Raw genomic sequence first — 13,231 nt, forward strand, 5'->3', positions numbered from 1 at the left:
CGCCCGGACCGGACTCCTCGTCCGTGCGCGGTTCCGGCACCCCGCTGTTCGCCTCGGCCGCTTCCAGGATCGCGTCGCGCACCGTCAAATCCCGAGAAGCCGCCGGAACCACCCTGTCCACCCCTTCCCCCGCCGTCGTCCGCACCGGCGCGTGCTCAGGCATGGCTCTGCACCGCCTCGACGATCCACTGCTCGGCCGTGCTGCGCGAGGCTGGACCCCACGTCACCGTCCAGCGCCCGGTCCGGCCGACCGCCGCGCTGAACTGGTACCGGCCCAGGTCGTTGTCCACCAGCCCGAACGCGCCGTGTGGGTACTCGGCCAAGATCGCGTCGCGCACCGCGAGGTCGACCAGCACCGTGCCCAGCCGCGGCCGGGCCGCGCACTCCCGGATCTGCTCCACCGCCCGCTCGCACCGGCGCGGGATCAGGCCGCCCTCGTCGGTCTCGATGCGCAGGTGCGGGCCGGGCCCCGGCGGCCGGTCGGGCAGGCCGTCGAACACCCAGCCCGGCAGCTCGCTCAGGAAGCCGGAGCGCAGCCGCGCGCGGTTGCCCAGCTTGTGCAGCACCGTGGTGTAGTCCTCGTCGCCGAAGAACCGCACCTCCCACGGCTCCTGCCGGGCCGGGAAGACACCGGTGACCACGCCGCGGATGAACCCACCCCGCAGTGCCCGGTACAGCCCGACCGCTTCCGCCGTGACCTCGCCGCCCGGGGCGAGGCCGATCGCGGCCATCCCGGCGACGAACCGCGTGTACTGCTCGACCTCGTCGGCGAGGCTCAGCTCGGGCGAGGAGCGCCGCCCCGGCAGCGGTTCGGTGTCCGCCAGCACCGGCGGGATCTCGAACTCGGGGTCGTAGAACTCCATCACCGAGGGCCGCTCCGGCACCTCGGCCGACAGCGGGGCGATGACCTCGTCGATGACGTCGAAGACGGCGACTGAAGTGTTCACCCCTAGATTGAACACCCTGGCACCGACAATTTCTCGCACATATGTTCGAGAGTACGCCCTCGTTCGGCGAACGGTCGGCGAGCGGCTCACGCATGCTCCGGCACCCGCCCCTCGACGAACTCCGCCAGGTGCCGCCCACGGTCGTCGTCGACGAACGCAAGCATCTCCCCCGCGGAGGCGAGCCGTCGCGGGCGATGTCGGTGGTCACCGCGTGCACGGTGCGTGGTGTCTTGGTCACGCGTCCATGGAACCCGGGACCACCGACAATTTCCCGAACATCCGTTCGAGACGTCACCCGAAAGTGTGGCCGGACACCACGAAGGCCCCCGGCGTACCAGGGGCCTTCGTGAGCGGTCCTACTTGGCCTTCGTCGCGGTCGAGCTGCGCTTCGTCGTGGTGGACTTGGCGGCCGCGGCCTTGGCGGTCTTGCTGGTCCCCGCCTTGACCGTCTTCGCCGTCGTCGACGCCGGCTTGCGCGCCGGTGCCTTCCGCTTCGGCGCCGGCCCCTTCGCCCGCTTCTCGGCCAGCAGCTCGGACGCCCGTTCCGCGGTCAGCGACTCGATCTCGTCGCCCTTCCGCAGGGTCGCGTTGTACTCGCCGTCGGTCACGTACGGGCCGAACCGGCCGTCCTTGACGACCATCGGCTTCTTCGAGACCGGGTCCTCGCCGAGCTCCTTCAGCGGCGGCTTGGCGGTCGCGGACCGCCCGCGCTGCTTCGGCTCCGAGTAGATCTTCAGCGCCTCTTCGAGCGTGATCGAGAAGAGCTGGTCCTCGGTCGAGAGCGAGCGCGAGTCCGTGCCCTTCTTCAGGTACGGCCCGTAGCGCCCGTTCTGCGCGGTGATCTCGTCACCGGACTCCGGGTCCTTGCCGACCACGCGCGGCAGCGAGAGCAGCTTCAGCGCGTCGTCCAGCGTGATGGTCTCGATGTCCATCGACTTGAACAGCGAGCCCGTGCGCGGCTTCGGCGCCTTCGCCTTCAGCGCCTTCTTCTGCGCGGCCGTGGCGTCCTCGGGGATCTCGATCTCCGGCAGCACCTCGGTCACGTACGGCCCGAAGCGGCCTTCCTTCGCGACGATGTCGTGCCCGCTCACCGGGTCGGTGCCCAGCGTGCGGCCCTCCTGCGGGGTCGCGAACAGCTTCTCCGCGATCTCCTGTGACAGCTCGTCCGGCGGCAGGTCCTCGGGCAGGTTCGCGCGCTGCGACTCGCCGTTGACCTCGCGCTCGAGGTACGGCCCGTAGCGCCCGACGCGGACCACGACCGTGTGCCCCTCGGCGTCGCTGAACAGCGGGATCGAGTTGATCTCGCGCGCGTCGATGTCCTCGACGCTGCCCTCGACCAGCTTCTTCAGCCCGCCCAGGCGGCCGATCGAGCCGTCGACGCCCATGTCGCCGCCGAAGTAGAACTTCGACAGCCACTGCGCGCGCTGCTCGTTGCCGGCCGCGATGCGGTCGAGCTCGTCCTCCATGCCGGCGGTGAAGTCGTAGTCGACGAGCCGTTCGAAGTGCCGTTCCATCAGGCCGATCACGGCGAACGCGACCCACGACGGGACGAGCGCGGAGCCCTTCTTCCAGACGTACCCGCGGTCCTGGATGGTCTTGATGATCGACGCATACGTCGACGGGCGGCCGATGCCCAGCTCCTCCAGCTTGCTGACCAGGCTCGGCTCCGAGTACCGCGCCGGCGGCGAGGTGGTGTGACCGTCCGGGTTCAGGTCCGACGCGGTGAGCGCCTGGTCCTTCTCCAGCACCGGCAGGCGGCTCTGCTTGTCGTCGGCCTCGCCACCGGTCTCGGTGTCGACGGCTTCGACGTACGCCTTCAGGAAGCCCGCGAAGGTGATCGTGCGGCCCGAAGCGGCGAAGGTGCACTCCTCGCCCGAGGTCGCGTTGCCGACGATGCGGACGGACATCGTGGTGCCCTTGGCGTCCGCCATCTGCGACGCGATCGTGCGCTGCCAGATCATCTCGTAGAGCCGGAACTCGTCGGTGTCCAGCTCGCCCGCGACCTGGCCCGGCGTGCGGAAGACCTCGCCCGACGGCCGGATCGCCTCGTGCGCCTCCTGCGCGTTCTTCACCTTGCGCGTGTACTGGCGCGGCGACGGCGAGACGTACTCCTTGCCGTACAGCTGCGTGGCCTGGCTGCGCGCGGCCGAGATCGCCGACTCCGACAGGGTCGTCGAGTCGGTACGCATATAAGTGATGTAACCGTTCTCGTACAGCTTCTGCGCGATCCGCATGGTGCGCTCGGAGGTGAACCGCATCTTGCGGCCGGCCTCCTGCTGCAGCGTCGAGGTCATGAAGGGCGCGTACGGCTTGCGCGTGTACGGCTTCTCTTCGACGCTCGAGACCTTGAAGTCACGCTGCTTCAGCGCGTCGGCCAAGCGCCGGGCGTCGGCCTCCGCGAGCACACGGACCTCGGTGTTCGACGCCTTGAGCTGCCCGTCCGAGCCGAAGTCGCGGCCGGTGGCCAGGCGCGCGCCGTCGACGGCGACCAGGCGCGCCGGGAAGTTCCGCGGCGAAGCCTCTTCACCCGCGTCCATCGTCGCCGAGATGTCCCAGTAGGACGCCGAGGTGAAGCGCATCCGCTCGCGTTCGCGCTCGACCACGATCCGGGTCGCCACCGACTGCACGCGGCCCGCCGAAAGCTTCGGCATGACCTTCTTCCACAGCACCGGCGAGACCTCGTAGCCGTAGAGGCGGTCGAGGATGCGGCGGGTCTCCTGGGCGTCGACGAGGTCGGCGTCCAGCTCACGGGTCGAGTCGGCGGCCGCGCGGATGGCCTGCTCGGTGACCTCGTGGAAGACCATCCGGCGGACCGGGACCTTCGGCTTCAGCGTCTCGAGGAGGTGCCACGCGATGGCTTCGCCCTCGCGGTCGGGGTCCGTGGCGAGGTAGAGCTCGTCGACGTCCTTGAGGAGCCCCTTCAGCTCGGTGACCTTGGACTTCTTGTCCGGGGTGACCACGTAGAGGGCCTTGAAGTCGTTGTCGACGTCGACGCCGAGACGCGCCCACGACTCGCCCTTGTACTGGGCGGGCACGTCGGCAGCGCCGCGCGGCAGGTCGCGGATGTGCCCGACGGAGGACTCGACGACGTACCCGCCGCCGAGGTAGGGCGCGATCTTGCGGGCCTTCGTCGGCGACTCGACGATGACCAGCCGCCGGTGCCCGGCGCCGTTGCCCGCCGAGGCTCCGTTCTTCTTGGTCCGTGCTCCTGCCACGCTGTCCTGCTCTCCGCTCATCTCGTCCCGCCAGGCGGAACTGCACCACGTCCCTGCCCAGGGCCCGCGTCTCGACCTGCCAGTGTGCACGCTGTTCCGGCCCGGACGGCGCGGAGGTGGCCCAACACGCCGCCGGTCCTGTGCCCAGCGCATCGCCGCTGACCTCGACGATGTTTCCCCAACGTACCTGCCACGTGATTTCGGCCACGTCCCGCGCAGCCTAGCGCGTGACCGTCCGGATACCCTCCGTTCGACGGTGGTGGGCGCGGGGACGTCACCGCTTCACTGAATTCCCCGCCCAGCCGAAAGGATCCGCCATGACCCGACGCCTCCTCGGCGCCCTGCTCACCGCCGCGACCGCCACAGTATTACTGGGGACGACCCCGGCGAGCGCGGCCGCGGCGAACTTCGCCGGCACGGTAGCGCTGTCCAACTGCTCGGGTTCGGTGGTCAAACCGGCCGCGACGCCCGACACCGCCCCCGCACTCGTCATGTCCAACGGCCACTGCCTCGAGACCGGCTTCCCGGCGCCCGGGCAGGTCATCACCAACCGGTCGTCGAGCCGGACGTTCACGCTGCTCAACTCCAGCGGCGGCAACGCGGGCACGCTGCGCGCGAGGAAGATCGTCTACGGGACGATGACCGACACCGACGTGTCGCTCTACCAGCTGACCACCACCTACGCGCAGATCAAGTCGACCTACGGGATTTCGCCGCTGGAGCTGTCCAACGCGCACCCGACGGCCGGCTCCGCGATCGACGTCGTCTCCGGCTACTGGAAGCGGATCTACTCCTGCTCCATCGACGGGTTCGTCTACCGGTTGAAGGAGGGCAGCTGGACGTGGAAGGACTCGATCCGCTACACGTCCGCCTGCCAGACCATCGGCGGCACGTCGGGCTCGCCGATCGTCTCCGGCGGCAAGGTCGTCGGCGTGAACAACACCGGCAACGAGGACGGCGCCCGCTGCACGGAGAACAACCCGTGCGAGGTCGACCAGGCCGGGAACGTCACCGTGCACTACAAGACGAACTACGGCCAGGAGACGTACGGCATTCCCGCGTGCCTGACCGCGGCCAACGAAATCGCCCTCACGCAGGCCGGCTGCACCCTGCCCCGGCCCTGACGCACCGCCCGCGCCCGGTCAGGCCGTGCTCGTCACGGCCTCCGGGTGCGGGACCGGCTGCGGTGCCGCACCCGGCCACGCCGCTTCGGCGCCCGGTGGCGGTTCCCCGATCAATTCCAGCAGCGCCTCCAACCGGCGTTTCCCGGTGACCTTGACGGCCGGGACCTCGGCCTTCGGGCCGGTCAGCTTCGCCGCGACGCCCAGCGGCGTCAGCGCCTCGACCAGCCGCTCGTGCATGCCCGGCGCCAGCGGGTCGACGCCCAGCAAGTAGCCCTGCGTGCCGGGGCGGCCGCCGGCCAGCACCCACATCCGCAGCATCGCCCCGCTCAGCCGGAAGCCGTCCGGCACCGCTTTGCCCGAGTCGTCCTCCGCCGGGCCCGCGCAGCCCGCACGCAGCCATCTCAGCGCCAGCGGGAGCAGGTCGACGCGGAAGGACGTGCGCACCTGCGGGTTGCCGCAGTCGGCCTTTGAGACCTGGGCGTCGGCACCGCGGCAGCGGAACTCGCGCGCCAGGACGTGCGCCCGCCACGGCTCCTCGACGACCACCGACAACCGGGCGGCCGTGCGCCCGAAGCCGGTGATCTGGCCGTGGCAGCACAACAGGCCGGCCAGGTCGCCCAGACCCGGCCCGCTGGCCTCGGCGGAAAAGAGCGAGATCGTCCGATCCACCGCGCTATACTAGAACACAAGTTCGATTCGGCGCGAGATCTTCACCGAGGCGATTGATCGAGCTGGCGGCACGCCGGAGCGCGCTGCTCCGCCGCGGCGAGCGCAGGCACGCCCCTGAGGCCCGTGAGGTAGTCGAGCGCGTCGATGCGGTCGAGCGTGGCCTTGGCCTCGCCGAGCGCCTCCTTCGTCGCGGCCGCGTCGCCGCGGACGGCGTCGATGCGCTGCCGGGCGTTCTCGGCCTGCGTGCGGATCTCGGAGAACTGGCCGATGACGTTCTCGCGGCCGCCGTCCGCGGACGGCACCGGAGGCGCGCCGAGCGCGTTCAGGCCGGCCAGGCTCTGGTCGAGGCCGCCGACCACCGACGAAAGCAGGTCACTGGACGTCCGGGACGCCTGCTGCGGCGTGCTGGGGTCGACCGTCGGCAGGTCCGCCAGCGTGCGGACCAGGTGCGTCACCGCACCGCAGTAGGCGTCCGCCCATCTCGCCGCGGGATCGGCCTGCGGCACCACGGTCGTCACCGACAGACCCTGGTCCCGTGCCGTCGACTGCACGGGAGCTTGCTGCCCGCAGCCGGCGAGGCCGATCGTGATCGTCGTGGTTAGGGCGGCGAAGACGGTTGACCGCGGCCGCACCTGAACACCTCCTGCTCGACGACGTCCCGGACGGCCCGACGGTACCGACTCGGCACCGCTTCGCAAGTCGCCGGGCCAGTGTGGGATGACCCGACACGCCCCGGGCCCGGCACGCGACGCTGCGTGCCGGGCCCGGGAACGGTGGTGCGTCAGGCCTTGATCTCCGTCGGGGTGTCCGACATGACCGAACCCCGGCGCTTCGAGATCACGATCGCCGCCACGACGACGGCGAGCGCGACCAGCGAGATGATGATGCGCACGGCCGTGTTCTGGTCCGGGCCGATCGAGAACTGCACGACGGCGGGCGCGATCAGCACCGAGACCAGGTTCATGACCTTGATCAGCGGGTTGATCGCCGGGCCGGCGGTGTCCTTGAACGGGTCACCCACGGTGTCACCGATGATGGTGGCCTCGTGCGCGTCCGAACCCTTGCCGCCGTGGTTGCCGTCCTCGACGAGCTTCTTCGCGTTGTCCCACGCGCCACCGGAGTTGGCGAGGAAGATCGCCATCAGGGTGCCGCAGGCGATCGCGCCGGCCAGGTAGCCGGCGAGCGCGCCGGTGCCCAGGCCGAAGCCGACCGCGATGGGGGCGAAGACCGCCAGCAGACCCGGCGTCGTCAGCTCGCGGAGCGAGTCGCGCGTGACGATGTCGACGACCTTGCCGTACTCGGGGCGGGTGGTGCCCTCCATGATCCCCGGGATGTCGCGGAACTGGCGACGGACCTCGTAGACCACGGCGCCGGCCGCGCGGGAAACCGCGTTGACGGCGAGACCCGAGAACATGAACACCACGGCCGCGCCGATGATGACGCCGACGAGGGTGTTCGGGCTGACGACCTCGTTGACGAACGACTTGGCCGCGTCGAGGCCGGTGACCACGCCGTTGCCCATGCCCGACAGCGTCTTCGTGATCGCGTCCGAGTAGGACCCGAACAGCGCCGTCGCGGCGAGGACCGCCGTGGCGATCGCGATGCCCTTGGTGATCGCCTTGGTGGTGTTGCCGACCGCGTCCAGCTCGGTGAGGATCTGCGCGGCCTTCTCGTCGACGTCGCCCGACATCTCGGCGATGCCCTGCGCGTTGTCCGAAACCGGGCCGAAGGTGTCCATCGCGACGATGACGCCGACGGTGGTCAGCAGGCCGGTGCCGGCCAGCGCCACGGCGAACAGCGCGACGCCGCCGCCCAGCAGGTACGCGCCGAACACGGCCGCGCCGATGACGAGGGCGGTGTAGACCGCGGACTCGAAACCGATCGAGATACCGGACAGGATGACCGTCGCCGCACCGGTCTCCGACGTCTGGCCGACGTCCTTGACCGGCTTGTACTCGGTGCCGGTGTAGTAACCGGTCAGCTTCAGGATGACCGCGGCGAGCACGATGCCGATGATCACCGCGACGGTCGCGATGACCGCCGGGTTGCCCGAGTTCTCGAAGCCCGCGCCGAAGTCGGAGAAGCTGCTCGGCAGGTACACGAACGCCGCGATCGCCGACAGGACGGCGGAGATGACCGCGGAGATGTAGAAGGAGCGGTTGATCGTGACCAGGCCGCCCTCGCCCGCGCGCGCCTTGGTGATGTAGACACCGATGACGGCGGTGATGACACCGATGGCGGGAACGATCAGCGGGAAGATCAGGCCGTGCACGCCGAAGGCGGTGCTGCCCAGGATCAGCGCGGCGACGAGCATGACGGCGTAGGACTCGAAGAGGTCCGCGGCCATGCCGGCGCAGTCACCGACGTTGTCGCCCACGTTGTCCGCGATGGTCGCGGCGTTGCGCGGGTCGTCCTCCGGGATGCCCTGCTCGACCTTGCCGACCAGGTCCGCGCCGACGTCGGCGGCCTTGGTGAAGATACCGCCGCCGACACGCATGAACATGGCGATCAACGCGGCGCCGAACCCGAAGCCCTCGAGCACCTTCGGGGCCTGGCCGGTGTACACCAGCACGACGACCGCGGCACCGAAGAGGCCGAGGCCGACGGTGATCATGCCGACCACGCCGCCGGTGCGGAACGCCACGCGCATGGCCTTCTCGCGGCCGCCTTCCTCGCGCGACGCGGCCGCGACGCGCAGGTTCGCCTGCGTCGCGAGCCACATGCCGAGGTAGCCGATCGCGAACGAGAACGCCGCACCGACCAGGAAGAAGATCGACCGGCCGATCTTCTCGTTCCAGTCGTCGGCGGGAAGTGCGAAGAGCAGGAGGAACACGATCACGCCGAAGATGGCGAGGGTGTTCCGCTGCCGCTTGAGGTAAGCGGCCGCGCCTTCTTGCACCGCCTTGGCGATGTCCTGCATCTTGGCGGTGCCCTGGCCTGCGGCCAGCACCTCCTTGAGCAGGACGTAGCCGATGACGAGTGCGGCGAGCGCGACCACGGCGACTACACCGACAATCGTGTAGCCACCTCCGGAGAGCGTGATGGACCCGCCCTCCGCGAGGAACTGCCGTGACATTCGTCCTCCAGGAGACGTCCGTTCGCCAGCGTCGACGGCAGGCCGGGGTTCGACACGGCCGACGCTGGCATGGAACCTGCAACGAGCGACACGCTAGCCGTGCGGCGATGCACGTCTCGCATGACGCTCACCACAGAGGGTGTGGATTGCGGGAGTGTATTGGTATCGCAACCAGCACCTTTAAGCCGTCCCCGGGACAGCACATTCCGTTACCTTGTGAGCCTCCTCACTTGATCGATCCCTCTGACCGGATTCCGTTGGGGTTCCGGTGATCTCCGGAACTGTCGTACCCCTGTGCCAAGCTCGGCGGGTGGACGAATCACGGGGGCGGCGGCTGCTGGGGCGGGTGACCGCCGGCATCCCCGCGCGCGAAGACCCGGTCACGCACGTCGCGGACCTGCCGGGCCGGTCCGCGACGTGCGTGCCGTGGCCGTCGTGGGCCGACCCGGCGGTGGTGAGCGCGTTCGGTGACTGCGGCGTCTCACTGCCGTGGGCGCACCAGGCGGAGGCGGCGTCGCACGCGTACGAGGGCCGGCACGTCGTGATTTCGACCGGCACGGCGTCGGGCAAGTCGCTCGCCTACCAGCTGCCGGTGCTGTCGCGGCTGGCCGCGGGCGAGAAGGCGAACGCGCTGTACCTGTCACCGACGAAGGCGCTGGGGGCCGACCAGCTGCGGTCGGTGTCCTCTTTGGACGTGCCAGGCGTCCGGGCGGCGTCGTTCGACGGGGACACGCCGATGGTGGAGCGCGACTGGGTGCGCGCGCACGCCAACTGGGTGTTCACCAACCCGGACATGCTGCACCGCGGGATCCTTTCGCAGCACGGGCGGTGGGCGGCGTTCTTCCGGCGGTTGAGTTGCGTGGTCGTCGACGAGTGCCACAGCTACCGCGGTGTCTTCGGCTCGCACGTCGCTCTGCTGCTTCGCCGGCTTCGGCGCGTCGCCGAGCACTACGGCGCTTCGCCGGTGTTCGTGCTCGCGTCGGCTACGACGGCTTCGCCTGCTTCATTCGCTACGCGGTTGACGGGCGTGCCTTGTCTCGCGGTGACGGAGGACGCCTCGCCGCGCGGCGCCCGGACGGTGGTGCTGTGGGAGCCGCCGCTGCTGGAGGAACTGACCGGGGAGAACGGCGCGCCGGTCCGGCGTTCGGCGGGGGCGGAGACGTCGCGGATCCTGGCCGATCTGGTCGTCGAAGGCGCGCGTTCGCTGGCGTTCATCCGGTCCCGGCGGGGCGCGGAGCTGGCCGCGCTGGGTGCGCGTCGCATACTGTCCGAAGTGGACCCGGCGTTGACGAAAACCGTTGCGGCGTATAGGTCCGGGTACCTGCCGGAGGAGCGTCGCGCGTTGGAAGCGGCGTTGTTGTCGGGACGGCTGCTGGGCGTCGCGACGACCAACGCCCTGGAGCTGGGCGTCGACATCGCGGGGCTGGACGCGGTGGTGCTGGCCGGCTACCCGGGCACGCTCGCGTCGTTCTGGCAGCAGGCGGGCCGGGCCGGTCGTTCCGGCGACTCGGCGCTGGTGGTGTTCGTCGCGCGGGACGATCCGCTGGACACCTACCTGGTGCACCACCCGGCGGCGTTGCTGTCGCGGCCGGTGGAGACGGCGGTGCTCGACCCCGCGAACCCGTACGTGCTGGCGCCGCAGCTCGCGTGCGCCGTGGCCGAGCTGCCGCTGACCGTCCCCGAGCTGGAGATGTTCGGCGGCGCGGCGGCTCAGGAGGTGCTGGCCGAGCTGGCGGAGCAGAAGCTGCTGCGCCGCCGGTCGAGCGGCTGGTACTGGACGTCCCGCGACCGGCCGCACGCCGAGGTCGGGATCCGCGGGACGGGCGGCGAGCAGATCGCGGTGGTCGAGTCCGACTCCGGGCGGATGCTGGGCACGGTCGACCCGGGGTCGGCGTGTTTCGCGGTCCACCCCGGCGCGGTCTACCTGCACCAGGGGTCGTCGTACGTCGTCGACGAGCTGGACCTGGAGACCGGGCTGGCGATGGTCCACGCGGAGAACCCGGACTGGACGACGACGCCGCGCGAGATCGTGGACATCACGGTGCTGAGCACTCAGGAGAAGCAGGAGTTCGGCGGGGTGAGCGTGTGCCTCGGCGAGGTGGCGGTGACGTCGCAGGTGGTCGGTTACCTGCGCCGACGGCCGTCGGGTGAGGTGCTCGACCACACGCCGCTCGACCTGCCGGAGCAGAGCCTGCGCACGCGGGCGGTCTGGTACACGATCTCGTCTTCGCTGCTGGGGCCGGCCGTGGCCGCCAGTGGACGTCGGCGAGCCGCGGCCGAGGTTTCCCGCGGATCCGGGATCGATGGCGAGGTGGGGACCGGGGGCCATCGGGTGGGGACCGAATCTGCGGGGCCGGTGGGGACCGGGGAGGAACCCCTGGCGAACGGTCGGGGGCCCGATCACGAGGGTGGCAGGGCACCGGGGAGTGCCGGATTGATACCGGCACGAGTCCCCGGTGCCCTGCATGCCGCCGAGCACGCGGCGATCGGCCTGCTACCGCTGTTCGCTACGTGCGACCGATGGGACATCGGCGGGGTGAGTACCGCGTGGCACGAAGACACCGGGGAGGCGACGGTGTTCGTGCATGACGGGCATCCCGGGGGTGCGGGATTCGCCGAACGCGGTTATGCCGCGATTGTCCCGTGGCTGGCCGCAACGCGGGAGGCGATCGTCTCCTGCGAGTGCCCGACGGGATGCCCGTCCTGCGTCCAGTCGCCGAAGTGCGGGAACGGCAACGATCCGCTGGACAAGGCGGGGGCAGTGGCTGTCTTGGGAACCGTGCTCGGGGCGTTGCGTCAACACGGCGCCTAGACGGCCACATGGTGGTTCATGGAGTTGTGTCGTGCTCCGCCTCGGCCGGGCTGGGACCGGCTTGCGGCGGTGGTTCGGGTGGTTCAGGCCGCGGTGGACTGGACCAGCTGCGGAGCTTCGGCACCGGCCAGCGCGCGGACGAGCACGTCGTGCACCTCGGCGGCGTCCGGCAGCTGCCAGCCGCAGACCTCGGGCTTGACGCGCCAGTGCACGACACCGTGCTGGAACGGCGACGGCGGGAGCGGGATCCAGCTGTCCTTGCCGTGCCACTGGATCGAGGCGCGGGCGGCCAGCTCGGCCGGGACGTGGTCGGCGACGGTGGTCAGGAAGAGCCACCGGCCGTTCGGCAGCGCGATGATCGGGGCGGGGTGCCCGATGGCGCGCAGCAGGCGGCAGGCGCGCTTGCCGAGTTCGTCGTCGACCTCGATGGCGTCGAGGACGGTGCCGGTGGCGACGAGGAGGCTGTGGGTCCGGTCGGAGAACCAGGTGGCGACCTCGTGGGCGTGGGCGCCGATCTGCTCGCGCCAGGTGTCACTGGCCGGCACCGGACGGCGCCAGTTCAGGTCGTCGCCTTCGGTGAGCGGAGCGGGGTTGACGCCCGGGAGCACCGGCCAGCCACGCCAGGCGAGACCGATCGCCTCCGCCCGCAGTTCGATGCGGAAGGCGCCGCGCCAGCTGTCCGGCCAATTCGCGTCCAACATTGTCTTTCCTGCCTTAGGTTCCGGTTCTCCGCGACCCGCTGGGACCCTGCCGTGGTGTCGCACATCTCACTTAACGGCAAGTTGCACATTGCCCGGAACCCCCACGCGACAACCGGTGGTTACGCGGCGATGAACGCCCGGTAGTCCCTACGGCCCGACCGAACCCGGCGGCTGCGGATCGACGGTGAACGGCAGCCGCCCACAGACCGTTCGTCGTGCTCACCGCCGAGGTCGAAGGCCCGCGCGCCAGCTGAGCGGCAGCTTTCGCACGGCGTATCGGCGCAGGTGAGCAGCGTGTTCGACCGCTCACCGTGCACTACCGACCGCTGCCCGTGACAATTCGCCACTTATCGTCCGCCCGGACGGATCAGCCGGTCACCGTGGCATACCGACCGGTCGGCGTCCGGCGAGCGGGCGGGCCGCGGGTGCCCGGTGAGCGGTCGGCGGGCCTTGCGATCCGGTGCGGGTGGTCGCGCCGGATCGGCGGGGCAAGGGCGCCGGTGTGGTCGGCGCGGGCCGTGGTCGGCGGGCTGGTCAGGGTTGCCCGGCCGGTGTGGTCGGCGCGGGCCGTGGTCGGCGGGCTGGTCAGGATTGCCCGGCCGGTGTGGTCGGCGCGGGCCGTGGTCGGCGGGCTGGTCAGGATTGCCTGGCCGGTGTGGTCGGCGCGGGCCGTGGTCGGCGGGCTGG

The 13,231-nt window shown here is 70.6% G+C and carries 9 protein-coding genes; 2 read left to right on the forward strand and 7 right to left on the reverse strand.

Annotated elements, in window-relative coordinates:
- Positions 1 to 155: 155 nt before the first annotated feature.
- Both ACWEVP_RS25980 and topA read right to left on the reverse strand, forming a co-directional pair.
- The gene (locus ACWEVP_RS25980; RefSeq protein ID WP_452065151.1) at positions 156 to 947 is read right to left on the reverse strand and encodes an ESX secretion-associated protein EspG; all 792 of its coding nucleotides are present in this window, start codon (positions 945 to 947) and stop codon (positions 156 to 158) included.
- 356 nt (positions 948 to 1,303) lie between these two features.
- Positions 1,304 to 4,183 carry a type I DNA topoisomerase gene (gene topA / locus ACWEVP_RS25985; RefSeq protein WP_452065152.1) on the reverse strand — a complete coding sequence of 960 codons (2,880 nt, stop codon included), beginning with the start codon at positions 4,181 to 4,183 and terminating at the stop codon, positions 1,304 to 1,306.
- Positions 4,184 to 4,479: 296 nt separating this feature from the next.
- On the opposite strand from topA, the gene ACWEVP_RS25990 reads away from it, so the two are divergent.
- A complete protein-coding gene (locus tag ACWEVP_RS25990; RefSeq protein ID WP_452065153.1) occupies positions 4,480 to 5,286 on the forward strand; it encodes a S1 family peptidase in 807 nt (268 codons plus the stop codon).
- A gap of 18 nt (positions 5,287 to 5,304) precedes the next feature.
- Here the strand turns inward: ACWEVP_RS25990 and ACWEVP_RS25995 are convergent, their stop codons facing one another.
- The 3 genes from ACWEVP_RS25995 to ACWEVP_RS26005 form a co-directional block, all read right to left on the reverse strand.
- Positions 5,305 to 5,955, reverse strand: a complete 651-nt coding sequence (locus ACWEVP_RS25995) for a hypothetical protein (protein WP_452065154.1) — start codon at positions 5,953 to 5,955, stop codon at positions 5,305 to 5,307.
- Positions 5,956 to 5,996: 41 nt separating this feature from the next.
- Positions 5,997 to 6,587: a hypothetical protein gene (locus ACWEVP_RS26000; RefSeq protein WP_452065155.1), complete on the reverse strand. Its 591-nt coding sequence runs from the start codon at positions 6,585 to 6,587 to the stop codon at positions 5,997 to 5,999.
- 149 nt (positions 6,588 to 6,736) lie between these two features.
- A complete protein-coding gene (locus tag ACWEVP_RS26005) occupies positions 6,737 to 9,031 on the reverse strand; it encodes a sodium-translocating pyrophosphatase (RefSeq protein WP_452065156.1) in 2,295 nt (764 codons plus the stop codon).
- A 346-nt stretch (positions 9,032 to 9,377) separates the two neighbouring features.
- Between ACWEVP_RS26005 and ACWEVP_RS26010 the strand changes: the two genes are divergently transcribed.
- The gene (locus tag ACWEVP_RS26010) at positions 9,378 to 11,843 is read left to right on the forward strand and encodes a DEAD/DEAH box helicase (protein WP_452065273.1); all 2,466 of its coding nucleotides are present in this window, start codon (positions 9,378 to 9,380) and stop codon (positions 11,841 to 11,843) included.
- 83 nt (positions 11,844 to 11,926) lie between these two features.
- Here the strand turns inward: ACWEVP_RS26010 and ACWEVP_RS26015 are convergent, their stop codons facing one another.
- Together ACWEVP_RS26015 and ACWEVP_RS26020 are read right to left on the reverse strand one after the other, a co-directional pair.
- Positions 11,927 to 12,544 (reverse strand): bifunctional DNA primase/polymerase, encoded by a 618-nt coding sequence (locus tag ACWEVP_RS26015; protein WP_452065157.1) that lies wholly within the window; start codon positions 12,542 to 12,544, stop codon positions 11,927 to 11,929.
- 367 nt (positions 12,545 to 12,911) lie between these two features.
- Positions 12,912 to 13,231: hypothetical protein (locus tag ACWEVP_RS26020; RefSeq protein WP_452065158.1), on the reverse strand; the 320-nt coding region annotated here is incomplete at its 5' end.

It is taken from the genome of Amycolatopsis sp. NPDC003865, assembly GCF_053605345.1.

Excerpts from the sequence above, each read along its gene's own strand:
- topA (WP_452065152.1), bottom strand. The coding sequence starts at position 4,183 with ATGAGCGGAGAGCAGGACAGCGTGGCAGGAGCACGGACCAAGAAGAAC.
- ACWEVP_RS25990 (WP_452065153.1), top strand. The coding sequence starts at position 4,480 with ATGACCCGACGCCTCCTCGGCGCCCTGCTCACCGCCGCGACCGCCACA.
- ACWEVP_RS26005 (WP_452065156.1), bottom strand. The coding sequence starts at position 9,031 with ATGTCACGGCAGTTCCTCGCGGAGGGCGGGTCCATCACGCTCTCCGGA.
- ACWEVP_RS26015 (WP_452065157.1), bottom strand. The coding sequence starts at position 12,544 with ATGTTGGACGCGAATTGGCCGGACAGCTGGCGCGGCGCCTTCCGCATC.